This window comes from Leucobacter sp. OLIS6 (assembly GCF_002752355.1).
Classification (GTDB): Bacteria; Actinomycetota; Actinomycetes; order Actinomycetales; family Microbacteriaceae; genus Leucobacter.
Genome location: NZ_MRAV01000008.1, coordinates 53,581 through 78,071, shown reverse-complemented (window position 1 = coordinate 78,071; position 24,491 = coordinate 53,581). Strand labels below are relative to the sequence as shown.

Annotated in this window: 24 protein-coding genes and 1 pseudogene; 10 read left to right on the top strand and 15 right to left on the bottom strand. The window is 71.1% G+C overall.

All coding sequences use genetic code 11. The features are described 5' to 3' along the window. Positions 1-11: 11 nt before the first annotated feature. The 6 genes from BMH31_RS03650 to BMH31_RS03625 form a co-directional block, all read right to left on the bottom strand. Positions 12-611: a hypothetical protein gene (locus BMH31_RS03650; protein WP_143469787.1), complete on the bottom strand. Its 600-nt coding sequence runs from the start codon at positions 609-611 to the stop codon at positions 12-14. A 61-nt stretch (positions 612-672) separates the two neighbouring features. After that, entirely contained in the window at positions 673-1,446 is a 774-nt protein-coding gene (locus BMH31_RS03645; protein ID WP_241898115.1) for an ATP-binding cassette domain-containing protein, read from the bottom strand. Then, positions 1,443-2,510 (bottom strand): iron chelate uptake ABC transporter family permease subunit, encoded by a 1,068-nt coding sequence (locus BMH31_RS03640; protein ID WP_241898114.1) that lies wholly within the window; start codon positions 2,508-2,510, stop codon positions 1,443-1,445. Before BMH31_RS03640 ends, BMH31_RS03645 begins: the two co-directional genes overlap by 4 nt. Next, positions 2,503-3,489 carry an iron chelate uptake ABC transporter family permease subunit gene (locus BMH31_RS03635; protein WP_099724398.1) on the bottom strand — a complete coding sequence of 329 codons (987 nt, stop codon included), beginning with the start codon at positions 3,487-3,489 and terminating at the stop codon, positions 2,503-2,505. Before BMH31_RS03635 ends, BMH31_RS03640 begins: the two co-directional genes overlap by 8 nt. A 58-nt stretch (positions 3,490-3,547) precedes the next feature. Next, positions 3,548-4,543, bottom strand: coding sequence for an ABC transporter substrate-binding protein (locus BMH31_RS03630; RefSeq protein ID WP_099724399.1), 996 nt, complete (start codon positions 4,541-4,543; stop codon positions 3,548-3,550). A gap of 240 nt (positions 4,544-4,783) precedes the next feature. Further along, positions 4,784-5,707 (bottom strand): LysR family transcriptional regulator, encoded by a 924-nt coding sequence (locus BMH31_RS03625; protein WP_099724400.1) that lies wholly within the window; start codon positions 5,705-5,707, stop codon positions 4,784-4,786. A gap of 138 nt (positions 5,708-5,845) precedes the next feature. Here BMH31_RS03625 and BMH31_RS03620 point away from each other — a divergent pair, with 138 nt between their 5' ends. Beyond that, the gene (locus tag BMH31_RS03620; protein ID WP_241898113.1) at positions 5,846-6,409 is read left to right on the top strand and encodes an HPP family protein; all 564 of its coding nucleotides are present in this window, start codon (positions 5,846-5,848) and stop codon (positions 6,407-6,409) included. Positions 6,410-6,469: 60 nt separating this feature from the next. Here BMH31_RS03620 and BMH31_RS03615 read toward each other — a convergent pair whose 3' ends face one another. Together BMH31_RS03615 and BMH31_RS03610 are read right to left on the bottom strand one after the other, a co-directional pair. Beyond that, positions 6,470-7,411, bottom strand: a complete 942-nt coding sequence (locus BMH31_RS03615; RefSeq protein ID WP_099724401.1) for a Dyp-type peroxidase — start codon at positions 7,409-7,411, stop codon at positions 6,470-6,472. Positions 7,412-7,420: 9 nt separating this feature from the next. Beyond that, positions 7,421-8,662, bottom strand: a complete 1,242-nt coding sequence (locus BMH31_RS03610) for an MFS transporter (protein WP_099724402.1) — start codon at positions 8,660-8,662, stop codon at positions 7,421-7,423. Between the two features lie 103 nt (positions 8,663-8,765). Between BMH31_RS03610 and BMH31_RS03605 the strand changes: the two genes are divergently transcribed. Next, positions 8,766-9,647, top strand: coding sequence for a LysR family transcriptional regulator (locus BMH31_RS03605; protein WP_158234941.1), 882 nt, complete (start codon positions 8,766-8,768; stop codon positions 9,645-9,647). A gap of 24 nt (positions 9,648-9,671) precedes the next feature. Here BMH31_RS03605 and BMH31_RS03600 read toward each other — a convergent pair whose 3' ends face one another. Then, complete coding sequence (locus tag BMH31_RS03600; RefSeq protein WP_099724404.1) at positions 9,672-10,553, bottom strand: 3-hydroxyacyl-CoA dehydrogenase family protein; 882 nt, start codon at positions 10,551-10,553, stop codon at positions 9,672-9,674. Positions 10,554-10,642: 89 nt separating this feature from the next. Between BMH31_RS03600 and BMH31_RS15305 the strand changes: the two genes are divergently transcribed. Genes BMH31_RS15305 through BMH31_RS03580 form a run of 3 tightly spaced genes read left to right on the top strand, consistent with a single transcriptional unit; the run spans position 10,643 to position 13,878 of the window. Then, positions 10,643-11,254, top strand: coding sequence for a TetR/AcrR family transcriptional regulator (locus BMH31_RS15305; RefSeq protein WP_143469786.1), 612 nt, complete (start codon positions 10,643-10,645; stop codon positions 11,252-11,254). A 21-nt stretch (positions 11,255-11,275) separates the two neighbouring features. Continuing rightward, positions 11,276-13,036 carry a 3-hydroxyacyl-CoA dehydrogenase NAD-binding domain-containing protein gene (locus tag BMH31_RS15680; RefSeq protein ID WP_241898112.1) on the top strand — a complete coding sequence of 587 codons (1,761 nt, stop codon included), beginning with the start codon at positions 11,276-11,278 and terminating at the stop codon, positions 13,034-13,036. An 8-nt stretch (positions 13,037-13,044) separates the two neighbouring features. Further along, positions 13,045-13,878, top strand: a complete 834-nt coding sequence (locus BMH31_RS03580; RefSeq protein ID WP_099724405.1) for an endo alpha-1,4 polygalactosaminidase — start codon at positions 13,045-13,047, stop codon at positions 13,876-13,878. A gap of 27 nt (positions 13,879-13,905) precedes the next feature. Here BMH31_RS03580 and BMH31_RS03575 read toward each other — a convergent pair whose 3' ends face one another. Continuing rightward, positions 13,906-14,736, bottom strand: a complete 831-nt coding sequence (locus tag BMH31_RS03575) for an ATP-binding cassette domain-containing protein (RefSeq protein WP_099724406.1) — start codon at positions 14,734-14,736, stop codon at positions 13,906-13,908. Positions 14,737-14,925: 189 nt separating this feature from the next. Here BMH31_RS03575 and BMH31_RS03570 point away from each other — a divergent pair, with 189 nt between their 5' ends. Both BMH31_RS03570 and BMH31_RS03565 read left to right on the top strand, forming a co-directional pair. Then, positions 14,926-16,596, top strand: coding sequence for an ATP-binding cassette domain-containing protein (locus BMH31_RS03570; protein WP_099724407.1), 1,671 nt, complete (start codon positions 14,926-14,928; stop codon positions 16,594-16,596). A 2-nt stretch (positions 16,597-16,598) separates the two neighbouring features. Further along, entirely contained in the window at positions 16,599-17,102 is a 504-nt protein-coding gene (locus BMH31_RS03565; RefSeq protein ID WP_099724408.1) for a YbaK/EbsC family protein, read from the top strand. 146 nt (positions 17,103-17,248) lie between these two features. Here the strand turns inward: BMH31_RS03565 and BMH31_RS03560 are convergent, their stop codons facing one another. Together BMH31_RS03560 and BMH31_RS03555 are read right to left on the bottom strand one after the other, a co-directional pair. Continuing rightward, complete coding sequence (locus BMH31_RS03560; protein WP_099724409.1) at positions 17,249-17,815, bottom strand: NADPH-dependent FMN reductase; 567 nt, start codon at positions 17,813-17,815, stop codon at positions 17,249-17,251. Positions 17,816-17,898: 83 nt separating this feature from the next. After that, positions 17,899-19,452, bottom strand: a complete 1,554-nt coding sequence (locus BMH31_RS03555) for an Ig-like domain-containing protein (RefSeq protein WP_099724410.1) — start codon at positions 19,450-19,452, stop codon at positions 17,899-17,901. 194 nt (positions 19,453-19,646) lie between these two features. Here BMH31_RS03555 and BMH31_RS03550 point away from each other — a divergent pair, with 194 nt between their 5' ends. Then, entirely contained in the window at positions 19,647-20,207 is a 561-nt protein-coding gene (locus BMH31_RS03550) for a dihydrofolate reductase family protein (protein ID WP_099724411.1), read from the top strand. Between the two features lie 7 nt (positions 20,208-20,214). Here BMH31_RS03550 and BMH31_RS03545 read toward each other — a convergent pair whose 3' ends face one another. Then, positions 20,215-20,787: a TetR/AcrR family transcriptional regulator gene (locus tag BMH31_RS03545; protein WP_099724412.1), complete on the bottom strand. Its 573-nt coding sequence runs from the start codon at positions 20,785-20,787 to the stop codon at positions 20,215-20,217. Positions 20,788-20,874: 87 nt separating this feature from the next. Between BMH31_RS03545 and BMH31_RS03540 the strand changes: the two genes are divergently transcribed. Then, complete coding sequence (locus BMH31_RS03540) at positions 20,875-21,621, top strand: siderophore-interacting protein (protein WP_099724413.1); 747 nt, start codon at positions 20,875-20,877, stop codon at positions 21,619-21,621. A 30-nt stretch (positions 21,622-21,651) separates the two neighbouring features. Here the strand turns inward: BMH31_RS03540 and ribB are convergent, their stop codons facing one another. Continuing rightward, on the bottom strand, positions 21,652-22,284 hold the full coding sequence (gene ribB / locus BMH31_RS03535; protein ID WP_099724414.1) for a 3,4-dihydroxy-2-butanone-4-phosphate synthase: 633 nt from the start codon (positions 22,282-22,284) through the stop codon (positions 21,652-21,654). Positions 22,285-22,396: 112 nt separating this feature from the next. On the opposite strand from ribB, the pseudogene BMH31_RS15675 reads away from it, so the two are divergent. Continuing rightward, positions 22,397-23,473: pseudogene (locus BMH31_RS15675) on the top strand (MFS transporter); the annotation flags it as partial. Positions 23,474-23,520: 47 nt separating this feature from the next. Here the strand turns inward: BMH31_RS15675 and BMH31_RS03525 are convergent. Continuing rightward, the gene (locus BMH31_RS03525) at positions 23,521-24,462 is read right to left on the bottom strand and encodes a helix-turn-helix transcriptional regulator (RefSeq protein ID WP_199068187.1); all 942 of its coding nucleotides are present in this window, start codon (positions 24,460-24,462) and stop codon (positions 23,521-23,523) included. Positions 24,463-24,491: the final 29 nt, after the last annotated feature.

The following is a 24,491-nucleotide window of genomic DNA, read 5'->3' as shown; positions in this document are numbered from 1 at the left end:
CGGGCCGGGCGTCAGCGCCCGGCCCGCCGCGTCACTGCGCCGATCACCGACAGCACGAGCAGGAACGCCGCGAGCAACGGGCAGACCACCGCGCAGAAGACCAGGATGGTGCCCACCGCGAAGTCGTTCCCGCCGGTGCGCCCGAGACCGATCGATCCGGATCCGAAGCTGTCCCCGGCGATCAGGAAGCCGCCGCCGTACACGCCCATCCGGTCGACGCAACGTACCTCGACCGCACCCGCACTCGGAGCGGTGAACGCACGCACCTGCTCGAATCCGCTGCGCGGCGTCGCCCACCAGAGGGCGTCGTCCCACGAGAGCGCCGGCGCACGGCGCAGGCCGATCTCACCCCCGCGCTCGTCGATCGCCGTGCACTCGAGGGTCTCGAGCGCAGCGGCTGCGCTGTCGGTCCAGATCCCGGCGCGCTCCCCCGATTCGAGCGTCACCGCGATGGGCTCGCCCAGCACCTGCGGGTGCGCGTCGCGGACTGAGCCGCTGATCGGCAGCGCCCAGAGCAGCCACACCAGCGTGCCGATGATCGCGGAGATCGCCGCGATCGGCAGCATCCTGCGCGGGTTCATCCGATCGGATCGCGCGGTGGGAGCTCGCATGGGAGGCCCATGCTACCGATTCGCGATCCAGTTCCGGTAATTGCGCAGCGCCCCAGGACACTCAGTAGTAGACGGCGAGCGGCCCCGCCGGGCCCTCGATCACGCGCACCTCGGTGTCGAACACTCGGCTCAGCACTTCGTCGGTCATGATCTCCGCAGGCGTCCCGAACTCGATCACCGCGCCGTTCTTCATCGCGCAGATCCGGTCGGCGTAGTGGCCGGCGAAGTTGATGTCGTGCAGCACGATCACGATCGTCCGCCCCAGCTCCTCCGCCGCGCGGTGCAGGTGCTTCATCATCTGCACCGAGTGCTTCATGTCGAGGTTGTTGAGCGGCTCGTCGAGCAGCACCACCTCGGTGTCCTGCGCGAGCACCATCGCGACGTACGCGCGCTGCCGCTGCCCTCCCGAGAGCTCGTCGAGGTATCGGCCCTCGAGCTCGCCGAGCTCGAGGAAGTCGATCGCCCGGCTCACGATCTCCTCATCGGCGGTCGTGAGCCGGCCCCGCGAGTGCGGGAAGCGTCCGAACCCGACCAGCTGCCGCACCGTCAGGCGGGTCACGAAGTGGTTCTCCTGCCGCAGCACGGAGACGACCTTCGCGAGATCCCTGGACTTCGTCCGCGCGACGTCGAACCCGGCCACCTCGATCGTCCCGTCGTCCATCCCGAGCAGCCGCCCCATCATGGTGAGCAGGGTCGACTTGCCGGCGCCGTTCGGCCCGACGAGCGCGGTGATCCCTCCCCCCGGGACGCTGAGGTCGAGCGGACCGATCGCGACCTCGTCCGAGTACTGCTTGCGGACGCCCCTCACGAGCACGGCCGGAGTCTTGCGGGTCACAGGCGTCCCTTTCTCAGGATGACGATCAGGAAGAGCGTGCCGCCGACGACCTCGATGATGATCGACACGACGCCCTGCGCGCTGAAGACGTGCTTCATGATGAAGTAGGCGCCGCCGAGCACGACGAAGGCGGTGAGCGCCGCGATCGGGAGCACGACCCGGTGGTCGTAGGTGTCGGCGAGCTGGTAGGCCAGCGCCGCGACGAGGAAGCCGAGGAACACCATCGGCCCGACGAGGGCGGTCGAGGTCGCGATCAGGATCGCGACGAAGAACAGCGTGCGCATCAGCTCCCGCCGGTGCTGCAGGCCGAGGCTGTTCGCGACGTCCCGCCCCATCGCCATCACGTTGAGGCGGCGCGACCCGCTCCAGAGCACCGCCGTCGAGATCACGACCAGCGGGATCGCGTAGGGCAGACTGTCGGCCGAGGCGTTCGAGATGCTCCCGAAGAGCCGTGCCGCGAGCACGTCGAACTCGCTCGGCGTGAGCATGCGCTGCATGAAGGTGGAGACGGCCCCGAGTCCCCCGCCGATCACGATGCCGACGAGCAGCATGATCTGCAGATTGCCCCGCTTGCCGCTGAGCAGCCAGCCGTAGAGCAGCACGGCGAGCCCGACCATGAGCCCGATCTGCAGCAGGAACTGCACGGGACCGGCGAGGAGCGCGATCCCGGCGATGCCGAAGAGGTATACCGAGGTGGTGTGCACCGCGGTGTAGAGCGCGTCGAAGCCCATGATCGACGGGGTGATGATCCGGTTGTTCGCGACGGTCTGGAACGCGACGGTGGCGGTGGCCTGCGCGACGGCGACGACCGCGATCACGAGCACGCTCTGCTGCCGCCGCTCGGCGATGAGCCAGAAGCCCTCGCTGCCCGGCGGCATCGGGTTGCCGTGGGCGAGCAGCCCGAAGACGATGAGTCCCGAGAGCAGCAGGAGCGCCGAGATCACCACGACGGTGCGCCGGGAGGATCCGTGCCCGGCGAACGGGCCCGAACTGCGCGGGGCGGTTCCCGGCAGCCGTCGTGCGCCGCCGCGGAGCGGGGTCCGGCGCTGCGCGGACTCAAGCACGGCGCCTCCGTCCGACGAGCAGCAGCACGAAGGCGACCGCGCCGACGACCCCGAGGATCAGCGATACCGGGACCTCGAAGGGCATGATGATCGTGCGCCCGATGAGGTCGCACGCCGTGACGATCCCGATGCCCGTGAGGCACACCCACGGCAGGTTGCTGCGCAGGTCGTCGCCGCGGATCAGCGACACGAGGTTCGGCACGATGAGTCCGAGGAAGGGCAGGTTGCCCACGACCACGGTCACCACGCCCGTGGCGACCGCGATGAGCACCGTGCCGAGGAGCATCACGCGCTGGTAGTCGACGCCGATGCCGGTCGCGACCTCCTGCCCCAGGCCCGCGACCGTGAAGCGGTCCGCGGCGATGAAGACGGCGACGGCGACGATCGCGACGATCCAGAGCAGTTCGTACTGCCCCCGCAGCACCGTGGTGAAGCTGCCGGCGAACCAGACGCCGAGGTTCTGCAGGGTGTCGGTCTGCAGCGCGATGAAGGTCGTGACTGCGCCGACGACGGCGCCGAGCATGATGCCGACGATCGGCACGATGAGCGAGGACCGCAGCGAGACCCGTCGCAGGAAGAGGAAGAACACCATCGTGCCCGCGAAGGCGGCGACGACCGCGACGAGCATGCGCACGGCGATGGGCGCCTGCGGCGCGACGATCATGGTGAGGAGCAGCCCGAGTCCGGCCCACTCGGTGGTGCCGGTGGTCGTGGGCTCGACGAAGCGGTTCTGGGTGAGCAGCTGCATCACGAGCCCCGACATCGCCATGGCGGCGCCGGCGAGCATGAGCGCCGCGGTGCGCGGGACCCGCGTGATCGCGAACATCTCGGCGCCGTCCGCGCCGCCCGCGATGTCGTACACCCCGGTGAAGAGCGACAGGACGAGCAGCCCCGCGACGACGAGCACGCCGATCGCGAGGGCGGGGTCGATCAGGCGTCCGCGCGAGCGGGCGGACGTCTGGGCGGTGGTGGTGGTCATGGTGCGGATGGGGCGGGCCGCGACTCCGGGAGTCGCGGCCCGCCCGTCCCGATCTCGATCAGGCCTTCGACTTCTCCAGGGCATCGGCGAAGTCGTTCAGGAACTCGGTGTAGGTCTGGATGCCCTCGTTCAGGTAGGTGTCGGTGGGCATGTAGACGATGTGCTGGTTGGCGACGGCCTTCACGTTCTTGAGCGCATCGTTCTTCTCGAGGATCTCGGCCGCCGGCTTGTAGTCCGCACCGCGCTCGGCCTTGTCGAACGACGAATCGCGATCCATGACGAGGATCCAGTCGGGGTTCGCGGAGGCGATCGCCTCGACCGAGATCTCATCGCCCTTGTGCCCCTCGGAGGACTTGTCCACCTTGAGCGCCGGGGTCAGACCGATCAGGTCGTAGACGGGGCCGAGCGTGCGGCCCACGGTGGGCGCGATGTTGCCGATGGCACCGCCCGAGGTGTTCACCGCGAGCACCGTGTCGGAGCTCTTGTAGGCCTTCTTGGCACGATCGGCCGCCTTGTCGAAGTCGGCGACGAGCTGCTTCGCCTCGGCCTGCTTGCCGAACACCTCGCCGAGCACGGTGACCTGGCGCTTCAGCTCGCTGTCGAAGGGCTCGCCGTCGCGCGGGTCGAGCTCCAGCACGGTGGCGTCGGGCGCGAGCTTCACGATCTCGTCGTGGAAGCTCTGGTAGCGCTGCCCGTTGATGATCAGATCGGGCTTCGCGGCGACCAGCAGCTCGAGGTTCGGTTCGCGGTGGGTGCCGAGATCGACGAGGCCCTTCTGCGTCTTGTACGACACCGTGTCGGGCATCAGCGAAACGGCGGCGGCCGAGAGTTCGACGCCCCAGTCGCTCAGCGTCTGGAAGGTGCGGTTGTCGGTCGCGACGACCGACTTCGGCGGGGTCTGGACGGTGTGCTTGCCGGTGTTGTCCTCGACCGTCACGCTCTGGGCCGCGGGCTTCTCGGCCTCGGCGGCGGGTTTCGCGCCGGAGCATCCGGTGATCGCGAGAACGGCGGCGACGCCCAGGGTCGAGACGGCGAGCAGACGGGGCACGGACATGGTGAGGCTCCTTGTTCGGGTGCGGTGCGCGGGCGCCGGCCGGCGTGGCCGGCGCGCAGGTCGGCGCCAATATTAGGCGACCCTTACCTACGTCAGATCAACCTAGCACACACGTTTTCCCTCTCCAGCCCACGCCGCTTCCGAGCACGCGAGAACCGCATCATGCGCACAAAAAATCCCTGGAGGCGCGGCTTTCCAGGGATATGCAGAAGATTCGGGACGACGCAGAGCCGACCCGGTTCAGGCGCGGGACCGCGACTCGCGGGCCGCGCGCAGCAGCTCGCGGGCCGGCCGCGAAGCGGGTTCCTGTCCCGCTTTCCAGACCGCGCTCAGCTCCCGGTGGAACGCGATGCGCCCCACCCCGATCCGCACCAGCCGGCCGTCGTCGAGGTAGGGCTGCGCCGGCCGGGTGCTGATGACCGCGGGCGCGACGTTCGCCGCGGCCGCCTCGAGCACCGCGGTGTTGCTCGGCAGTTCAAGCGCCGGGGCCGCGAATCGCTCACGTTCGACGCCGTGCGCGAGCAGCGTCGCGAGCAGCACCGACCGGCATCCCGACCCGGCCTCCCGCGTGACGAGCGGGGTCGACGCCAGCGTCCAGGGACTCACCCGGCGGCCGCGGGCCCACTCGTGCGCGGGCGACACATAGACGGCCAGCTCGTCAGCGGCGAGGAACGCGTGACGCAGCCCGGGCGGCGGCTCGCTGCCCTCGACGAATCCCAGGTCGGCCTCGCCGTCCGACACCAGGCGCACGACCTCGCGCGTGTTCGTCGCGCGCACTCGCACGGAGCCGACCTCGTTGCCGTTGCGCACGTAGGACATGATCCACTGCGGGAGGAAGTGCTCGGCGACCGTCAGGCTGGCCGCGACCGCGACCCGCTCCTCGACATCGAGCAGGAGTCCCAGCGCCTCGTCCATCGCGGCGGCCGCCGCGATCACCGGCTGCGCGATACCGAGGATGGCCGACCCGTCCCCCGTGAGGCGCGACGAGCGCGACGACCGCACCACGAGCTCGCGTCCGACCCGCTGCTCGAGCCGCCGCAGGCGCAGCGACGCGGCCTGCTGGGTGACGCCGAGCTCGGCCGCCGCGAGCGTGATCGATCCGGTGCGGGCGATCGCTTCGAGCAGCTCGAGCGCCCGCAGGTCGGGCAGGCGGGGACTGTACACGTCGCCAGTGTACGCACAACCAGGCGTTGTATTGCGGCAATCCCTGGTTCGTGGTCCGCGGCATCCTGCGGCCGTAGCGTAGTCGAGGGGGGCGCCGCGAGCGGCCGCACCCCGTCCGCGCACCGACCAAAGGATCCCGTGACCGACACCGCGTCTCTCCCGATCGCACCCGCCCGAACCCGGCGCCACCGCCCTTCGCTCTGGTCCCGGATCCGCCCCACTCAGCCGTCGATCCCCTGGCACACCATCGCCGGCGCCTCGGTCGCCGGGGCGCTGACGATCGCCGTGCTCGGGATGACCGGGGACCTCGCGGGCACCCCGATCCTGATCACTGCGTTCGGCTCCTCGTGCGTGCTCGTGTTCCTGCTACCCGACGCCCCGCTCTCGCGGCCGATCAACGTGATCGGCGGGCACTTCCTCTCGGCGCTCTGCGGGCTCGCGATCCACTCGGTGCTGCCGACTGCATGGTGGAGCTTCGGCCTCTCGGTCGGCATGGCGATGGCGGTGATGGCCGCAGCACGGGTCGTGCATCCGCCCGCCGGAGGCACCCCGATCGCCATCCTGATGACGCACGAGGGATGGGAGTACCTGTTCACGCCCGTCCTCGCCGGCGCGCTCGTACTGACCACGTGCGCGCTCGCCTACCGGCTCCTGCTGCGTCGGCTCGAACGGCGGCCCGGCGCTCGAGCGCCGCGCGGCTGAACCGATCCGGACGGCGCTTGAGCCGCCCAGCGGGACGGATCGCGTCGACCCGTGCGCCTCTCAGTCGCCGAGCGCGGCCAGCATCTCGGGGGTCGGCACGAAGTACGCGCTGCCCGTCGCGGCGGTCGAGAAATCCAGCAGCCGGTCGTGCTTACCCGCGGGCTCTCCGACGAACATGCGCTCCAGCATGCGCTCGATCACCCAGAGGTGCCGCGAGTAGCCGATGAAGTAGGTGCCGTACTCACCCGCACCCGGGCGTGCGAACGGCATGTTGTCCCGAACGATGTCGTGCTCGCCGTGCTCGTCCTCGATTGTCGCGAGCGACTTGTGCGCCTGCTGCTCGCCGTCCGGCGCGTCGTCGAGCTCGATGTTGTCGGACTTGGTCCGCCCGATGATCGCCTCCTGGTCTCCGGTGCTCAGCCCCTGCCAGGCGTCCAGGTCGTGCAGGTACTTCTGCACGACGACGTAGCTGCCTCCGGCGAAGCCGGGATCCTCGTCCCCCACCAGCGCCGAAGCGGGCAGGTCCGGCCCGATCGGGTTCGCGGTGCCGTCGACGAATCCGAGCAGGTCCCGCGAGTCGAAGTACCGGAACCCCGACACCTCGTCGACGACTGAGACGGCCGAGCCGAGCCGCGTAAGCAGGAGACGCGCGAACTCGACCGCCAGATCCTCGCGATCCGCCCGGATGTGGAACAGCAGGTCGCCCGGTGTCGCGACCGCCGTGTGCACGGCGCCGGCGATCTCGCGGAACGGACGCAGCTCGGCGGGCCGATCCTCGCCGACCACCGCGGCCCAGACGCGGGCACCGATCCCGACCGTGCACGAGAGCCGCGCCCGCGGGGCTCGGAACCCGACCGTCTTGACGAGGTCCTCGAGCCCGGCGAGCACGGCGCGCACGGTGTCCACCGCTGCGCGGCCGTCGCCCACGCGCGCCACGAGGAAGATCGCGTTCAGTGTCAGCGGCCCCTCGACGTGCTGCGTGCGGTACTCGCTCTGCTCCATGCGCCAACGCTAACAGCGTGCGGCCCGGACGGGTGCGGCCGAACCACGCGCGGTCGAACCGACCCGGAGCAGGAGCACGATGAGCACCGCGGAGAGTCCGGTCATCGCGATCGTCGCGGGCATGAAGGTCACTGCGAGTCCGATCGCGAGCGCGGGCACGATCAGCCCGACGTAGGACAGGAGGAACAGTCCCGCGAGCGCGGCACCCCGCCCGTCCTCCGGGGTGGAGGCGACGACGGTGCCCACCGCCGTCTTGAAGAGGATCCCGGCCGCGGCGCCCGCGAGGACTCCGCCGATCAAGAAACCGGGCAGGCTGCCGAGCGCCATCCCAGCGACCAGGACGACGAGTCCGAGCATCTCCCCCGCGATCCCCAGACGAAGGCGTGTGTTCGCGCCGAGCCGACCCGTCGCCGTCTGAGCGATCGCCGCGGCGCCGAACACCGCGAACACCACGGCTCCCGCGAGCAGTCGGCTCGTCTCTCCCAGCTCCCCCGCGACGAACCCGGGGGCTACGGAGGTGAACACGCCGAAGATCGAGAAGGCCGCGAACGCCGCACCGACCGCCGTCCAGAAGGGGCGCCCCGCGCCGGCGGATCCCGGGCGCTGAGGCCGATAGGCGGGACGTACGGGGCGCAGTTCGACCGTTTCGGGGGTCGCGGCGACTGCGGCGATGGCGAGCAGGAGCAGGACGAGGAACACCGCGTAGGGCACGACGAGCGGTGCGTGCACCGTCTCCGCGAGCGCCCCTGCGACGAGGGGTCCGATGCCGAGGCCGCCGATGTTGGCCGCGGTGGAGACCGCCTCGAACCTGCCCGGGCCGCTCTCGGGGCGGTGCCGTCGATGGAGCTCGTGCAGATGGGCGGTCGCTGTCGCGGTCAGCATGCCGACGCCGAGCCCGTTGACGAAGCGGCCGAGCAGCAGTCCCGGCAGATCCGGCCAGAGCAGGAAGATCACCGCGGCGAGCGCTTCGACGGCGAGCGCGGGGATCATGATCCGCTTGCGGCCGACCCAGTCGGAGATGTGCCCGGCGAGCACGAGGCTGACGACCACACCGAGCGAGTAGACCGCGAAGACCACGGTGATGACGAACGGCGAGAACCCATCCCGCTGCGCGTACAGGGGGTACAGCGGGGTCGGCACGGTCGAGAAGGCCATTCCGACGAGGAAGGCGAACGCGACGAGCCAGAACCCGGCCCCGTGTCGGCGGGATCCGGTGTTCTGGTCGGTCGGAAGTGCGAGGGGCGCGGTCATCGGGACTCCGTTTCGTTGAACGCCTCCACTCTCGACGCCGCGCACTCATCGTGTCCAACGACTAATCTGCATAATTCTTATCGGGATCACCGATAATATGAATATGGACCTGCGTCAGCTCGAGTACTTCATCGCCGTCGCCGAGCTCGGCGGCTTCACCCGAGCCTCCGAAAAGCTCCACGTCGTGCAATCGACCGTCTCGGCGGGAGTGCGATCGCTCGAACGCGAACTCGGCGCCCCGCTCATCGTGCGCACCACCCGACGATCGCAGCTCACCGCGGCGGGCGTGGAGCTGCTCGCTCGCGGAAGGGAACTGCTGGCGGCCGAACGAGCGGCGGTTGCGGCGGTTCGGGCGGCGACCGGCGCCGTCGGCGGCCTGCTGCGCGTCGGGATCCTCGCGGCCGAGCTGCCGTTCGACCTTCCGGAGCTGCTCGGCCGGTTCCGATACGAGCATCCGGCGGTGGATCTGCGCCTGCTCACCTCCCCGACCGGTTCGGAGGGGCTGCTGCGCGATCTCCTCGAGGATCGGCTCGACGCGACGTTCACCTCGACCGCTTCGGGTCACCCCGAGCTGCGGGAACTGCAGCTCCCGGGCGCCCCGGTCGACCTCGTCGTGGCCGCTTCCCACCGGCTGGCCTCGCGCGCCTCCGTCTCGCTGGCCGAGATCGCGGACGAACCGTTCGTCGACTTCGCGACGGGCTTCGGACAACGGAGCGATTCCGACGAGGCGTTCCGATCCGCGGGTTTCACGAGGCGCGTCTCGACGGAGACCACGACCGCCGGAATGGCGGTCTCGTTCGTCCGAGCCGGCCTCGGCGTGGCACTGCTCCCCAGGCCGGCCGTGCCCGCGGAGGAGGGCGTCGTGCGCGTCGCCGTCGATCCCGAGCTCCCGGCCTGGCGGATCTCCTTCGTGCACCACGCGAAGCGATGGCGGTCTCCCGCACTCGATGCGCTCGCGGATCTCCTGGGCGGCGTCGCCGTCTGAGCGGCGCGACCCGAACGGTGCGAGCTAGGCCGCGTCCGCTCCGTACGAGTAGAAGCCCTCGCCGCTCTTGCGCCCCAGCTTGCCCGCGTCGACGTACGACTTCACGAGATCCCGCGACTCCGTCGGCAGCCAGGGATAGGCCGCGAGGTAGTGCTCCTCGATGTCGAGCACCACGTCGAGGCCGACCTGATCCATGAGTTGGAACGGCCCGGCGGCCAGGCCCATGTTCGCTCGCATGATGCCGTCGACGTCCTCCGGGGTGCTGACGCCTTCGGCGACGACCGCCAGCGACCCGCGCTTGATCGCCGCCCAGATGCGGTTGAAGATGAAGCCGACGCTCTCGCGCTGCGCGATGAACGGCAGCAGTCCGAACACTCGCAGCTCGCGATCGAGCAGGTCCAGCACTCCGTCAGCCGTCGCACCGTCGCCCATGAGCTCGACCGCCATGCTCGCGGGCGGCATCGCGAAGTGCATGTTGAGCACGCGCTCCGGGTGATCGACCTCGGCGAGCAGCTCGCTCGACGCGTACGAAGAGGAGTTCGTCGCGAGGAGCGCGTCAGCATCGGCGATGCGGTCGAGCCGGCCGAACAGCGGCACCTTGATGTCGAGCCGCTCGGGCACCGCTTCGATCACGAGCCAGGCTCCGGGCACGGCGTCCTCGGCCGTCGCGAAGGTCTCGAACGGGCGTACCGCGCGCACCGCGGCGGGATCGAGCTTCGCCCGCAGCTCCTCGGTCGTGGCCTCGACGTACTCGGCGGCGGCGGAGCGCTGCTCGGGCGAGAGATCGACGAGCCGGACGGGCGCGCCGCCGCTGCGGAACACCGCGGCGATGCGGCGCCCCAGGGTACCGCCCCCGATCACGACGACGGGACGGTCGGCGATGCCGGACGGAAGCGCGAAACTCATGATGCCTACTCCACTCAAATCGGGTACATTATGTATTGAACCCAGTATGACACCGATTCCGACGGTGCGCGAGGGCGACGGAGGCGAAGATGAGCGAGCAGCTGCGACGGCGCGTGAACACCCGAGCGCGCCTCATCGAGGCGGCCGCCGAGCTCACCGCCGAGACCGGCACGACCCGCCTCGCGATCGACGAGGTCTGCCGCAGGGCGAGCTTCACCCGCGGCGCCTTCTACTCGAACTTCGCGTCGATCGACGAGCTGCTCTTCGCGCTGTACGAAGCGAAGACGGAGGAGCTGCTGGCCGCCATCGGAACGCTGGACCCGGCGCCCGTCGACGAGGGCGTCGAGGACGCGGTCGACCGATTCCTCACCGCGGTGCCGGCCGACGCCCACTGGTACTCTCTGCGCGCGGCCTTCGCCCTGCGCGCGCCGCACGACGGCGCCGTGGCCGACGCGCTGCACGAGCACGCCGAAGACATGCGCCGGCGCCTGACCCCCTACGTCGTCCGGATGGCCGGCCCCGACGGCGAGCTCGTCGACGCCGACGAGGCGACCCGCGTGGTCATCGCCGCGCACGTCGGCAGCGTGCTGCAGGGCGCCCTCGTCGACGACCCGGATCGGCTGCGCCGCGACACCGTGCTCGCCGCGGTGCGGGGCCTCCCCCGCCGAGCAGGCGGAGGGCCCGAAGGTCGAGCCCACTGACCCATTGAAGAAGGAGCGAACATGGCACGCGCAGCGATCATCGGAGCCGGAGTCATCGGCCTGTCCTGGGCCGAGCTGTTCCATCGAGCAGGCTGGGAGGTCGCCATCTTCGACGTCTCCCCCGACGCCGTGCCGCAGGACGCGCCCTACCGCGTGGCGCACGACATCGCGGACGCCGTGCGCGGCGCCGCCTTCGTGCAGGAAAACGGCCCCGAGTGCCTGGAGGTCAAGCGTTCGCTGCTCGCCGAGATCGCCGCGGCCGCGAACGACGACGCCGTGATCTCCTCCTCCACCTCCTCCCTGCTGCCGTCCCTGCTCGCCGAGGGCAATGCGCGGGCCGAGCAGATCGTCGTCGGGCACCCCTACAACCCGCCGGCGATCATGCCCCTGGTCGAGGTCGTCCCGGCACCGGCCACCCGGCCCGAGATCGTACGGCGCGCGGTCGAGGTCTACCGGGCGCTCGGCAAGCGCCCCGTCGCCCTCGCGCGCGAGATCCCCGGCTTCGTCGGCAACCGGGTACAGAAAGCGGTGCTCGACGAGGCCATGTGGCTCGTGCAGCAGGGCATCGTCGACCCTGCCGACTTCGACACGATCGTGCAGCACTCGCTCGGCCTGCGCTGGGCGTCCATCGGCGTGTTCGAGGCGAGTCACCTCGGTGGCGGACCCGGCGGGCTCCGCCACATCATGGAGCACGTCGGCACCGCCCTGAACGACATCGCGCTCGAGCGGCCGAGCGGCGATCCCGCCGACCTCTCCCGACTGGTCGAAGCCGTCGAAGCGAGCTACGGCTCGGCCGACACCTATGCGGCCCGCGCAGCGCGCCGGGATCGCATCACCGCCGCCGTCGCGGAGACGGTGGAGCACGAGCAACGGGCTCCCGAGCTGCTCGCTCTGACGCTGCAGCCGGGCGGCGTCCACCGCGTCGATCCGGCCTCGGGCGAGGTCACGAGCATCGCCGACCTCGCCGACGAGTGCCCGGACGGCATCGTCGTGATCCCCGGGCAGGACGAGGTCGCGGTGACGCTCATGGGACGCCCTGATCCGGACTCCGCGCCCGGTCGCGAGCCGAGCTTCGAGCAGCGCAACGGTTCGCTGCACGCGGTCCCGCTGTCGGGCGGAACCCCGCGGGAGCTCGTCGCCCGCGGAGCGTTCACCACCGGCAAGCAGCTGACGCGGGATCCGGGCACCGGCCGCCTCTACTGGTCGGATCGCGAGGGCCGTGGCATCTCCCGCTGCGAGGCCGATGGATCGGGTCTCACCGCGCTCGTGCGCACGGACGGCACCGGTCCGTCCGCCGCGGAGGAGCCCTGCGTCGGCATCGCCGTCGATCCGGTCGGCGGCTTCCTCTACTGGACGCAGAAGGGCCCGGCGAAGGGCGGGCTCGGTCGGATCCTCCGTGCGGGACTCGAACTCCCCGACGGCGCGGATGCGGGCTCCCGCACCGACATCGAGACGCTCTGGCATCACCTGCCCGAGCCCATCGACCTCGAGCTGGACCTCGCCGCCGGCATGCTCTACTGGACCGATCGCGGCGCAGCACCCGACGGAAACACGCTGAACCGGGCACCGATCCCGGCGGTCGGACAGCACGGTGAAGCCCCGCAGATCCTCGCGCGCGGGTTCCAGGAGGCGATCGGACTCGCCGTCGACCGCGCCCGCGCGGTCGTGTACGTCGCCGACCTGTCGGGTCGGATCAGCGCCGTCGATCTCGCGAGCGGTGCGGTCGACGAGGTCGCGGTGCTGCCGGGCCCCGTGACCGGCATCGCGCTCGCCGAGCAGTAGGAGTCCCGATGCTCGGACGGCGCTTCGCGAGCGCGCCCCGGATCGCACTCGCGGTCGTTGCGACGGCCGCGGTGCTGGGCGCGGTCGGATGCGCCGCGACCGCCCATGAGGTGCGCCCGCCCGATCCGTCGGCGGGATTCGACTACCAGCTCGGCGGCCCCTACGACCCGCCGTCCGGGGCGACCACGATCGCCCGCGACCGCACGGCGGAGCCCGCCGGCGCGGGCTACGACATCTGCTACGTGAACGGCTTCCAGACCCAGCCCGATGCGTCGCAGCGGTTCGCCGCCGAGCACCCGGAGCTGCTGGTGCAGCACGGCGGCGGCCCGCTCGCCGACCCGGGCTGGCCCGACGAGTACCTCTTCGACACGTCGACCGCGGCGAAGCGTCAGGCGCTCTCGGACCTCGTGGGCGCGTGGATCGTCGGCTGCGCCGACGCCGGCTACGACGCCGTGGAGATCGATAACCTCGACTCGTACACCCGATCGGAGGGCGCCCTGCGGCAGGACGACAACCTCGCACTCGCGGCCGAGTACGCGCGCATCGCGCACGACGCAGGTCTCGCCATCGGCCAGAAGAACACTGCGGATCAGTCGAGGCGCCTGCGCGAGCTCGGCTACGACTTCGCGGTAACGGAGTCGTGCGCGGAGTTCGACGAGTGCGGCGCGTACACCGCGGTCTACGACGCCGTGCTCGACATCGAATACACCGACGAGCTCGGCGAGGCCGGCTTCGACGACGCGTGCGCGAGCGCCGACCGGCCGCCGACCATGATCCTGCGCGACCACGACCTCACGACGCCGGGCTCGGCCGACTACGCGTACCGCAGCTGCACCGACTGATCCGCGCGTCCCCGCCTGCCGCCGCGATCAGCTCGCGGCGCGTTCCCGCCGCCTGGCGCGCGCACCCCAGCGCCCGCCCTCGCGCGTCACCTCGATCGGGTGCTCGAACGCCCGCGAGATGACCTCCGTCGTGACGACCTCCGCAGCAGCACCGGCCGAGACGATCGCCCCGTGCGCGATCACCACCGCGTGAGTGGTCGATGCCGGGAGCTCCTCGAGGTGGTGGGTGACGAGCACCGTCGTGAGCTCGGGATGGTGCTCGGAGAGATCGTCGAGCGTTTCGAGGAACTGCTCCCGCGCCGCGACATCGAGGCCCGTGGTGGGCTCGTCGAGCAGCAGCAGCCGCGGATCCGACACGAGTGCGCGCGCGATCAGCGCACGACCCCGCTCGCCCTGCGACATCGTGGGCCAGACCACCTCGCGGCGGTTCTCGAGCCCGACGAGCTCCAGCATCTCGTCGGCGCGCTCGACCTGGTCGGGCTCCGGAGTCCACCGCATGACGCGCTCGACCGTCCCAGTGATCCCCGTCAGCACGACCTCGCGCGCGGTGATCGCCGAGCGGACCGCGTGCCGAGGATTCACGTGGCCGATCTCCCGACGCAGCGCCTGCAGCTCGACCCGGCCGATCCGCCTCCCCAGCACGTCGACCGTGCCGCTCGTCGGGTGCTCGACCGCGCCGCAGAAGCCGAGGATCGTGCTCTTGCCCGCCCCGTTCGGGCCGAGCAGCGCCCAGCGCTCACCCGGGTCGACCCGCAGGTCGATGCCGTGCAGGATCTCGGTGCCCTCGCGGCGGAACGTGACGTCGTGCAGGTCGAGCACCGCGTGCGGATCCGGTTCCCGACCTCGGTCGTGCGACATTGCGGTGCTCCTCCCCTCACGCCGACGCGCAAGATCTCCCACGCTAGCATCGAATCACGGGAAGTCCTCACCTTCTCTGAGGAGTAGGCCGCGGGAGGCGCCCGGCTTCGTCGTCCTGCGACGTCCCACCGGTGCGATGTTGTCGCGATCCACGATCCGCGATCCCGTCCCGCTTGCTAGCGTGGTCGGATGGCCCATCTCGATCTCTCCGGCATCAGCTACGGACTCCCCGACGGCCGCCCGCTGCTCAACGACGTCTCGCTGCGCGTCGGCGCCGGTCAGCGCGTCGCGCTCATCGGCGCGAACGGCGCGGGCAAGTCGACCCTGCTGCGCATCGCCCTGGGCGAACTCGAACCCGACGAGGGTGCCGTCGCGCGATCCGGCGGCCTCGGCGTGATGCGCCAGTTCATCACCGGCTCCTCGGTCCGCGAGCTCCTGCTCGGCGTCTCCTCCCCGCGCGTCCGCGAAGCCGCCGACCGAGTGGACCGCGCCGAGCGGAACATGCTCGAGAAGGGCACCGAGACCTCGCAGATGACCTACGCGAACGCGCTCGCCGCCTGGGGCGAGGCCGGCGGCTACGACGCCGAGGTGTTCTGGGACGTCTGCACGACCGCGGCGCTCGGAATCCCCTACGATCGGGCCGCGGCGCGACCGATCGAGACGCTCTCGGGCGGCGAGCAGAAGCGGCTCGTGCTCGAGGCGCTGCTGCGCGGGCCCGACGAGCTGATCGTGCTCGACGAGCCCGACAACTTCCTCGACGTGCCCGGCAAGCGCTGGCTCGAGGACCAGCTGCGCGCCTCCGACAAGAGCGTGCTGTTCGTGAGCCACGACCGCGAACTCCTGGCGCGTTCGGCCACCGCGATCGCGACGCTCGAGCTCGGAGCGCTCGGCAGCACCGCCTGGATCCATCCGGGCAGCTTCGCGAGCTACCACGCGGCGCGCGAAGCCCGATTCGCCCGACTCGATGAGCTGCGCAAACGCTGGGACGAGGATCACGCCAAGCTCCGGGCGCTCGTGCTCATGTACAAGGAGAAGGCCGCGTACAACTCCGACATGACCTCGCGCTACCGGGCGGCGCAGACGCGGCTCGCGCGCTTCGAGGCGGCGGGACCCCCGCACGAGCAGCCGCGCGAGCAGCGGCTCGACATGCGGCTCGCGGGCGGACGCACCGGCAAGCGCGCGGTCGTCTGCGAGCAGCTCGAGCTCACGAATCTCATGTTCCCGTTCGACGCCGAGGCCTGGTACGGCGATCGCATCGCGGTGCTCGGCGCGAACGGCTCGGGCAAGTCGCACTTCCTGCGCCTGCTGGCCGCGGGCGGCACAGATCCCGATCTCGAGCACGAGCCCGTCGGTGATCTGCCGATCGAGCCCGTCGCCCACGAGGGGCTCGCCCGCCTCGGCGCACGCGTGCGCCCGGGATGGTTCGCACAGACCCAGCGCCGCCCCGATCTGGCAGGACGCACGCTGCTCGAGATCCTGCACCGCGGCGACGAGCACCGCGCCGGCCGCGACCGCGAGGCCGCCGCGCGGGCGCTGGCGCGCTACGAGCTCGCGCAGGCCGCCGAGCAGACCTTCGAGTCGCTCTCGGGCGGCCAGCAGGCGCGGTTCCAGATCCTGCTGCTGGAACTCGGCGGCGCGACGCTCCTCCTGCTCGACGAGCCCACCGACCACCTCGACCTCGAATCGGCCGAGGCGCTGCAGCAGGCGCTCGGCGCGTTCGACGGCACCGTCATCGCGGTGACGCACGACCGCTGGTTCGCCCGCGACTTCGATCGTTTCTGGGTGTTCCAGGAGGACGGCGAGGTCGTGGAGTCCCCCGTCGCCGTGTGGGACGAGGGCCGCGTGGTGCGGGAGCGGTGAGCATGGATACCGCACGCGTGCGCGCACACCTGGACGCCCGCGGCTTCACCGGCGCGATCGTCGAGACGACCGGTTCGAGCGCGACGGTCGAGCTGGCCGCCGAGCAGCTCGGCACCGAGCCGGCGCGCATCGCGAAGACGCTGGGGTTCACCGATCCGACCGACCCGAGCCGGGCCGTGCTCGTCGTCGCCGCGGGCGACGCGAAGGTCAATGGCGGCCGGTTCAAGCGCCGATTCGGCGGCAAGGCCCGCATGCTGCGCGGCGACGAAGTGCCGGAGCTGACCGGGCACCCGATCGGCGGCGTCTGCCCGTTCGCCGCGAACGATCGCGCGCGGATCTTCCTCGACGCCTCGCTGCGCCGGTTCGACCGCGTCTATCCGGCCGCGGGCACGCCGAGTTCGATGGTCGAGATCCCGATCGACGAGCTGCAGCGCCTGAGCGGCGCCGAGGACTGGGTGGACGTCACGACCGGCTGGCAGGGCGACGACGCGATTCCCCGCGGCTGAGACCCGGCCGCCGCGAGTTCACCGCAGGCCGAGCGCCGCGATCGCACCCGCACCGCCGAGGCGCATGCGGGCTCCCGAAAACGCGTTCGGGCCCGGAACCGCGCGGTTCCGGGCCCGAACGACCGAGCGCGTGGGCGCTCGACCGGTCAGCTGACCGGGCTGAGCGTCTTCGCGGTGTGCGTGTGCAGCGCCTTCAGCCACGAGAGCAGGAAGTCCGCGGTCGACTCGTTGGTCACCTCGCCGTCCTCGGTGATGAGGCCCTCGGTCATGTGCAGGTACGCCTCGGGCTGAGCGAGCTCGGGCGAAGCGAGGAACGAGAGGATCGAGCGCAGGTGCTGCTGGGCGACCGCGGTGCCGATCGCACCGATCGATGTGCCGATGACCGCGGACGGCTTCCCGGCGAAGCTGTTCTGTCCCCAGGGGCGGCTCGCCGTATCGAGCGCGTTCTTCAGCACACCGGGCACCGAACGGTTGTACTCGGGGGTGATCACGATGATCGCGTCGGACGCCTCGATCTGGCGCTTGAAGTCCGCGGCCTCGGCCGGGATCGCGGCGTCGTGGTCGGCCGAGTAGAACGGCAGACCGGCGATCGGGATCTCGGTGAGATTCAGATCGGCCTGCGGCGCGAGCTTCACGAGCGCCTTCGAGAGGCGACGGTTGATCGAGGTCGAGGAGATGCTGCCGACGAGGAACCCGACGTTGTACGTGGTCATAGGATGACGATCCTTCCGAGATTTCTATCCAGATGCATACAAGGCAACGGGGTCCCCCGCGGCGGCATTCCCGATCCGGTGAACTATTTTTCCGAGCGCAGACGCCGGCGCAGCGCGAACCCGGTCGCGCCCAGGCCGAGCGCGACCGCCGCCGCTCCCGCGATCCAGAACGAGATCAGCGCGTCACCGCCCGTGGTCGCGAGCTTCGGCGTTGCGGGCGGGGTCGAGGCGGTGGGCGGCACCGTCGTGGGCGGCACCGTCGGAACCGGCGGAGTGGGTGTGGGCGGCACGACCGGGTTCGCGAGGTTCGTCAGCACGAGCTCGACTCCCGCGGTCGTCCCCGGAGTCACCTCGTAGGCGCCGCCGTCGACCGGCCGCACCCCGGTTCCCGTGAGCACGGGAGTCCCCCAGGCGACACCGTCGATCTTCGGCAGATCGACCTCCTCGATCACGAAGGTCGATCCGAGGGGAGCACGGTCGCTCTTCACCGGCTGACCGGGTCGAAGCGTCATGGTCTTGGGGGCATCGTTCGCCCCCTTGACCGAGTACTTCACGCTGAAGGCCTGATCCTGCGCGGCGGCCGCCTGCGCCCCGTCGAGACGCTTGACGATGGTGAAACGGGTGAACTGCTTGCCGCTCGCGGTCCCGCCGCCCTCGTTCTTGACGGTGAACTTCGACGAGGTGGTCGTGTCCTGCACGGTCGCGGTGTTGCCGAAGACGTCGCCCTCGAGCACCTGCCCGTCGGCCTGGGTGAAGTAGTTGAGGCGGTAGCTGAAGCCGTCCGCGGGCAGTCCCTGCGCCGAGAACTCGAACGACTTGTTGTCGGGCGCGAACTTCACCGAGTAGCGGGCGGGATCCACGGGCGTCCACTCGCCCACGAACTGACCGTTCTGCACGGGGCGCTGGTTGAGCTGCACCTCACCCGTGTAGCTGTGGTTCTCCTGCTTCGGATCGAGGGCGTCCTTCACCGTGAACGCCCCCGCGGCGACCGAGCTGCGCGGAATCCCGATGACCCACTCGATGCGTCCCTCCTTCGCGGTGGCACCGCCGAACTTGTAGGGCTGATCCGGCTCGGTGAGATCCTCGGGCGTGATCCCGCCCCCGCCGGGCAGGTCGACGATCTCGACTTTCCCGCCGACCTCGAACTCGACCGTCTCGCTGGTGGTCGACTGCGTCGCGACCCCCTGCATCCAGAAGCCGCCGCCGACGCTCTCGAGGCCGTTCACCGCCGAGGTCAGCGTGCACACGACCTGCGGGCCGGAGCCGTCGCTCGCCTGGCAGGTCGCCATCACGGTGCCGGTCGACGGATCCGCGAGCTCGAAGGAGCCCGTTCCGTACCGGCTGAACTCTTGCGGCAGCGCCATGCCGAACGTCTCGCCGGCCTGCGCGCCGTTCGGCACGGCCCAGTCGGCCGAGATCCGCACCTGCTCCCACTGGCTCAGCGAGCCGGAGCCGCCGCTGTCCTTCGCGATCGAGATGTTCGAGATCGCGTTCGGGTAGGTCACGGTCGGTGAGGCCGCTGCGACCGGCGCCGCGATGGCCGGCGCCGACACCCCCAGCAGCCCTGCGGCGAGCGCGAGCGCCCCCGCGAGGCCGCTCAGCCGGCGGAATCCGCCTTCCCCTGTTCCGTTCCCCACTGTTCGTCGCGTGTTCCGTCGTTCGTACTGCATCGTTCCCCCTGATGAGTCCTGTTCGGGCATACGGAGGTAACACGGATATCGGCCCCGATCGTGACGCGACTCCGCTCCATCTCCCAGCGGGCACTCAGGATTCGACCGCGCGGGCGTCCGTTCCGGTTGCGCACGAACCGCAGCGGGCGCACCATCGAGGAATGCTGACCATCTCGATGAGCGTCTCGCTCGACGGATTCATCTCCGATCGTGCGGGCAGTCTCGACTGGGGCGCGCCGGGTCCGGAGCTCTTCGCGTTCCAGCTCGACCACGTGCGTTCGCTCGATGCCTACCTGCTCGGCAGGCGCCTGTACGAGACGATGCGCGTCTGGGAGACCGATCCCGGCATGCGTTCGACTCCCGCGAGCGCCGAGTTCGCGGATGTCTGGGCTGCGCTACCGAAGACCGTGTTCAGCCGCGGCGGGGTCCGGGTCGAAGGCGCAGCGCGGCTCGCGGACGCCCCGCTCCCCGCAGAGGTCGAGCGCGCGCAGGGCGAGGACGGTGCCCGGACGGTGTCGATCGGTGGTGCCGATCTGGCCGGCCAGGCGTTGCGCCTCGGCCTGGTCGACGAGGTCCGCCTGCTCCGGTGCCCGGTGATCCTCGGCGGCGGGGCCGCGCTCTTCCCGGAGCTCGCGTCGCCGGTCCGCGCGGAGCTCGCCGAGATCCGGCGGTTCGAACCCGGCATCGTGTTCGAGCGGTACCGCCTGCCGCGCGGGGCCTGATCCGCGGCTACCGAGCGAGGAAGCGTGCAGCCATGCGCTGCAGCTCGGCGCGCTCGGCGGTGCGGCCCTCGGCGAGGATCCGGTATACGAGCGGCCCGACGAGCTCGGCGACGAGGGCGTCGGTGTCCGGTTCGGCGGCGAGCGCTCCGTGCGCCCGAGCGCTGCCGATGACCGCCCGCGCGGCGTCTCCCAGCACGTCGGTTCCGCTCAGCAGCTCGGCCACCTTCCGGTCGTGCTGGGCCTCACCGAGCAGTGCGCGGTAGGCGAGGCCCGCGTCGGACCGGGTGAGGAAGGTCGTCAGTGCGACGAGGAACGCGGTCACCTCGGACTCGGCGTCCGTACCGGTGCGCACGGTCAGCTCGCGCGCCGCGTCGGCAGCGCTCGCCTCGAGCAGGATCTCGGCCTTCGAGGACCACCATCGGTAGACGGTCTGGCGACCGACCCCCGCGCGTTCGGCGATGCCCTTCATGGTCATGGCCGCGTAGCCTTCCTCGACGAGCATGTCGTCGACGGCTCGGAGCACGGCGAGGCGGGCGTCTTCGCTGCGCGGGCGGCCGAGTGGGCGGGTGCGTTCGGTCATGCCCCGACCCTAGCACTTTCGGTGCTTGATGTTCCGAAAAGGTCGAGCTACTGTTGCAATACACCTTGCCTCGAAAAGGAGTTCCGCATGCCCTCCGCACCCGCGAACGCGACGCGACCCGCGCGCCGCCCCACCGTCTCGCGCGACGTCGTCGTCACCGCCCGCGAGCAGATCACGGAGCACATGCTCCGCCTCACCCTCGGAGGCGACGACGATCTCGCGCCCGCGGTGCACGGCACCCCCGGATCCTGGGTGAAGCTCTTCGTCCCCGACCCGCGCGACCCCAGCGGATCGACCGAGCACGGCCGCGCCTACACGGTGCGCGGCTTCAACCCCATGAGCAACGAGGTCGATATCGACGTGTTCCTGCACGACGGCGGTACGATGCCGCGCTGGGCCGAGAGCTGCGCCGTCGGCGAGACCGCTCGTGTCGGCGGCCCCCGCCCCAGCGGAGCGCCGGGGCGGGACGCCGCCTCGATGCAGCTCTTCGGCGACGAGACCTCTCTGCCCGCGATCGCCGCGATCCTCGAGCGGGAGCGCGGCCACCGCCCGATCCGCGCCTGGGTCGAGCTCGCCGATGACGCCGACCGGCAGGAGATCGCGCTCTCGCGCGGGGCTGGGATCACCTGGCTCCGGCGCGAGGTCGGCGCCGCCCCCGGATCCGCACTGATGGACACCGCGACCCGGCAGCGATTCGAGCCGGACGCGGGGGTCTGGTTCGCCGCGGAGGCCGGAGCAGCCCAGCGGTTCCGCGGACTGGTGCGCGGCCTGGCCCTCGCCGATCTGCACATCCAGGGCTACTGGCGCGCCGGCGTCGGCGACTACCGCGAGTAGCGGCCCACGCGACCGGGGCTGCCGAGACCCCTACGCCCCGGTCGCTCCGCCCGCGCTGACGTGCTCCCGCACGGCGGCGACGGTCGTGATCGCCATTCCCGCGAAGCGCTCGCTCCGGAGCACGTCATCCAGGCGGCGCATCTCCCCCTCGTCGTCCACCAGTTCGGCGAGCACCCCGATCGGACGCAGGCCGGCCAGACGGAGGAGGTCGATCGTAACCTCGGTATGCCCGCCGCGCCCGCGCACCCCGTCGGGATGCGCGCGCAGCGGGAGCACGTGCCCCGGACGGATCAGATCCCGCGGCCCAGCTTGCGGGTCGGCGAGCACGTTCACGGTGCGCGCACGGTCCGTCGCGGAGATCCCGGTGCTGCCGGCCGACCGTGCATCGACGGTCACGGTGTAGGCGGTCCCGCGCGGATCCTCACTCTCCGCCACGAGCGGCGGAAGCTCGAGCAGATCGGCGCGTTCCGAGGTGAGCGGCGCGCAGAGCAGCCCGGAGGTCTGCCGCACCATCCACCCGATGCTCGCCGCGGTGGCGAGCTCCGCCGAGACGATCGCATCGACCTCGTTCTCGCGCGACGCGTCGTCCGCAACGAGCACGACCCGCCCGGCTCGGAGCTGATCGACGACTTCGGGAACCGGGGTGAGCACTCGCTCCTCCATGCTGGGAGACCTCCTCAAAAGCAACGAGACGATCTGTCTCGTTATTCGCCCAGAATATCAGGACACAGTGCACCGCAAAGTCATCGCCTAATAATGAGACACCGTGGATTGAATGAGTGTTACTATTTCGAGGCATCTTGTCTCATTTCTAAGGAGCGCTCCCATGCCATCCCCGACCACGCTCTCGTCGCCGCCGCACGTCGCCGCTTCCGCGGCGCCCCGGCGGGCCGTCGTCGCGACCGCCTTCGCCTTCGCCGTGACGATGATGGGCACCACCATCCCCACCCCGCTCTACTCCATCTACTCGGCGGAGCTCGCCTTCTCGCCGCTGACCGTGACCGTGCTCTTCGCCGTCTACGCGCTCGGCGTCGTGGGCGCGCTCTCGCTGTTCGGCCGCCTGTCCGACGATCTCGGACGCCGACCCGTGCTGCTGATCGCCGTCGCGCTCGCCCTGTTCAGCGCGATCCTGTTCCTGCTCCCGCCGTCCCTGCCGCTCCTCATCGTCGCGCGCGTGATCTCCGGCCTCGGCGCCGGCCTCATGAGCGGCACGGGCACCGCGGCCGTCATCGATCTCTTGCCCGCAGAGCGGAAGGCCACCGCGGGCACGCTCGCGGTCGCCGCGAACACCGGGGGTCTCGCGCTCGGAACGTTCCTCGCCGGTCTCCTCGCCGACGTCGCACCCCTGCCCCTGGCCGTACCGTTCATCGCGCACCTCGCGCTCTGCGCACTCGCACTGATCGGACTCGCGGCCTGGACCCCGGCCCCCGCGCCGGACGCGCGCGGCACGCTCCGGATCCGCCCGCGCCGCCTCCGGGTGCCATCCGAGATCCGCGGCGCGTTCGTCCGAGCGGTCCTGGCCGCAGGCACCGGATTCGCCGTGACCGGCGTGCTCACCGCCGTCTCGGCACTGTTCCTGGCGAAGGAGCTGCACCTCTCCAGCCACCTGCTCGCCGGTTCCGTCGTCGCGATCGCTTTCGCGGGCATGGCCGTCGGACAGCTCATCGCCCGTCGCATGCGCCCGCGCACCGCGCTCGCGGTCGGCTGCGCGGGCCTCGTCCTCGCCGCGGCCGCCCTCGCGATCGCGCTCGCGGCGGCCCTGCTCGCCGCGCTCCTCGTCTCCGCCGTGCTGCTCGGCGTCTCGGGCGGCCTCTGCCTGAACGCGGGGATCGCGACGACCGTCGAGCAGGTGCCCCCGGCGCACCGCGGCGAGGTCTCGTCCTCCTTCTTCGCGGGAATCTATCTCATGCTCGCCGTGCCGGCGATCGGCGTCGGGCTGCTCGCCGTCGCCACCGGCCTGCGCCCGGCGGGACTCGTGTTCGCCGCGGTCGTGGCCGTGCTCGCCGCCGCGGTCGGCATCGTCGAGCTCGTCGGCGCGCGTCGCTCGGCGCGCTGAGGATCCGCCGTCCCGGCCGGGCGTGCGCTCGATCGCAGCCGGGACGGCGGCACGCCGAACGCTCGGGTGACGGCCGCGGTGAACGATGCGGGCGACGCGTAGCCGAGCTCCGCCGAGACCTCGGTCACCGTGCGCCGCTCCAGCATCGGCAGCGCGGCCAGCAGCCGCGCCCGTGCTCTCCAGGCGGCCGGCGAGGCCCCGGCCGCCTCACGGAACCGACGATCGAACGTCCGCCCGCTCATCGCCGCGCTCGCCGCCCACTCGTCGTTCGTCACGGCGAGGTCCGGGCGGCTCAGGAACGCGCGGCACAGCTCGCGGAAGGGTTCCTCTGAGGGCACCGTCACGTGGAAGGGCAGCGGCGCCCCGGCGCGGAGCTCGTGCAGGATCAGCCCGATCACCGCTCCGTCGCGCCCCGAGACGTCGTAGTCGATCGCGAACCGGCTGGCCTCGCTCAACAGCTCCCGCAGGAGCGCCCCCACCTCGACCACGGTGCACCGGGTCGGCCACCACGGGACCGCGGCCGGCTCGATGTAGAGGCTCCAGGTCGTCACCCCGTCCATCCGCACCTCGTGCGGCGTTCCGGGCGGGATCAGCACGGCACGATCCTCGGGGACGACCCAGGATCCGTCGTCGGTATCGACCCGCATCACCCCGTGCACGCCGTACAGCAGTTGCGCCCGGCGATGCGCGTGCCGGGCCAGCAGGAAGTCGGGCGGGTACTCGGTCCCGATCGGCAGCACGTCGACCGGGAGCCGATCGACGGCTTCGAGCGATCCGTTGAGCACGGTCCCACCCTACGCTCGATCTGGCCGGA

Bases quoted from the DNA above. Each gene is read 5' to 3' on its own strand.
- BMH31_RS03600 (WP_099724404.1), bottom strand. From the start codon at position 10,553: ATGAGTTTCGCGCTTCCGTCCGGCATCGCCGACCGTCCCGTCGTCGTG.
- BMH31_RS03575 (WP_099724406.1), bottom strand. From the start codon at position 14,736: ATGTCGCACGACCGAGGTCGGGAACCGGATCCGCACGCGGTGCTCGAC.
- BMH31_RS03610 (WP_099724402.1), bottom strand. From the start codon at position 8,662: ATGACCGCGCCCCTCGCACTTCCGACCGACCAGAACACCGGATCCCGC.
- BMH31_RS03545 (WP_099724412.1), bottom strand. From the start codon at position 20,787: ATGACCGAACGCACCCGCCCACTCGGCCGCCCGCGCAGCGAAGACGCC.
- BMH31_RS03560 (WP_099724409.1), bottom strand. From the start codon at position 17,815: ATGACCACGTACAACGTCGGGTTCCTCGTCGGCAGCATCTCCTCGACC.
- BMH31_RS03605 (WP_158234941.1), top strand. From the start codon at position 8,766: ATGGACCTGCGTCAGCTCGAGTACTTCATCGCCGTCGCCGAGCTCGGC.
- BMH31_RS03565 (WP_099724408.1), top strand. From the start codon at position 16,599: ATGGATACCGCACGCGTGCGCGCACACCTGGACGCCCGCGGCTTCACC.
- BMH31_RS03540 (WP_099724413.1), top strand. From the start codon at position 20,875: ATGCCCTCCGCACCCGCGAACGCGACGCGACCCGCGCGCCGCCCCACC.
- BMH31_RS03580 (WP_099724405.1), top strand. From the start codon at position 13,045: ATGCTCGGACGGCGCTTCGCGAGCGCGCCCCGGATCGCACTCGCGGTC.
- BMH31_RS03650 (WP_143469787.1), bottom strand. From the start codon at position 611: ATGCGAGCTCCCACCGCGCGATCCGATCGGATGAACCCGCGCAGGATG.
- BMH31_RS03635 (WP_099724398.1), bottom strand. From the start codon at position 3,489: ATGACCACCACCACCGCCCAGACGTCCGCCCGCTCGCGCGGACGCCTG.
- BMH31_RS03570 (WP_099724407.1), top strand. From the start codon at position 14,926: ATGGCCCATCTCGATCTCTCCGGCATCAGCTACGGACTCCCCGACGGC.
- BMH31_RS03550 (WP_099724411.1), top strand. From the start codon at position 19,647: ATGCTGACCATCTCGATGAGCGTCTCGCTCGACGGATTCATCTCCGAT.
- ribB (WP_099724414.1), bottom strand. From the start codon at position 22,284: ATGGAGGAGCGAGTGCTCACCCCGGTTCCCGAAGTCGTCGATCAGCTC.
- BMH31_RS03615 (WP_099724401.1), bottom strand. From the start codon at position 7,411: ATGGAGCAGAGCGAGTACCGCACGCAGCACGTCGAGGGGCCGCTGACA.
- BMH31_RS15680 (WP_241898112.1), top strand. From the start codon at position 11,276: ATGGCACGCGCAGCGATCATCGGAGCCGGAGTCATCGGCCTGTCCTGG.
- BMH31_RS03630 (WP_099724399.1), bottom strand. From the start codon at position 4,543: ATGTCCGTGCCCCGTCTGCTCGCCGTCTCGACCCTGGGCGTCGCCGCC.
- BMH31_RS15305 (WP_143469786.1), top strand. From the start codon at position 10,643: ATGAGCGAGCAGCTGCGACGGCGCGTGAACACCCGAGCGCGCCTCATC.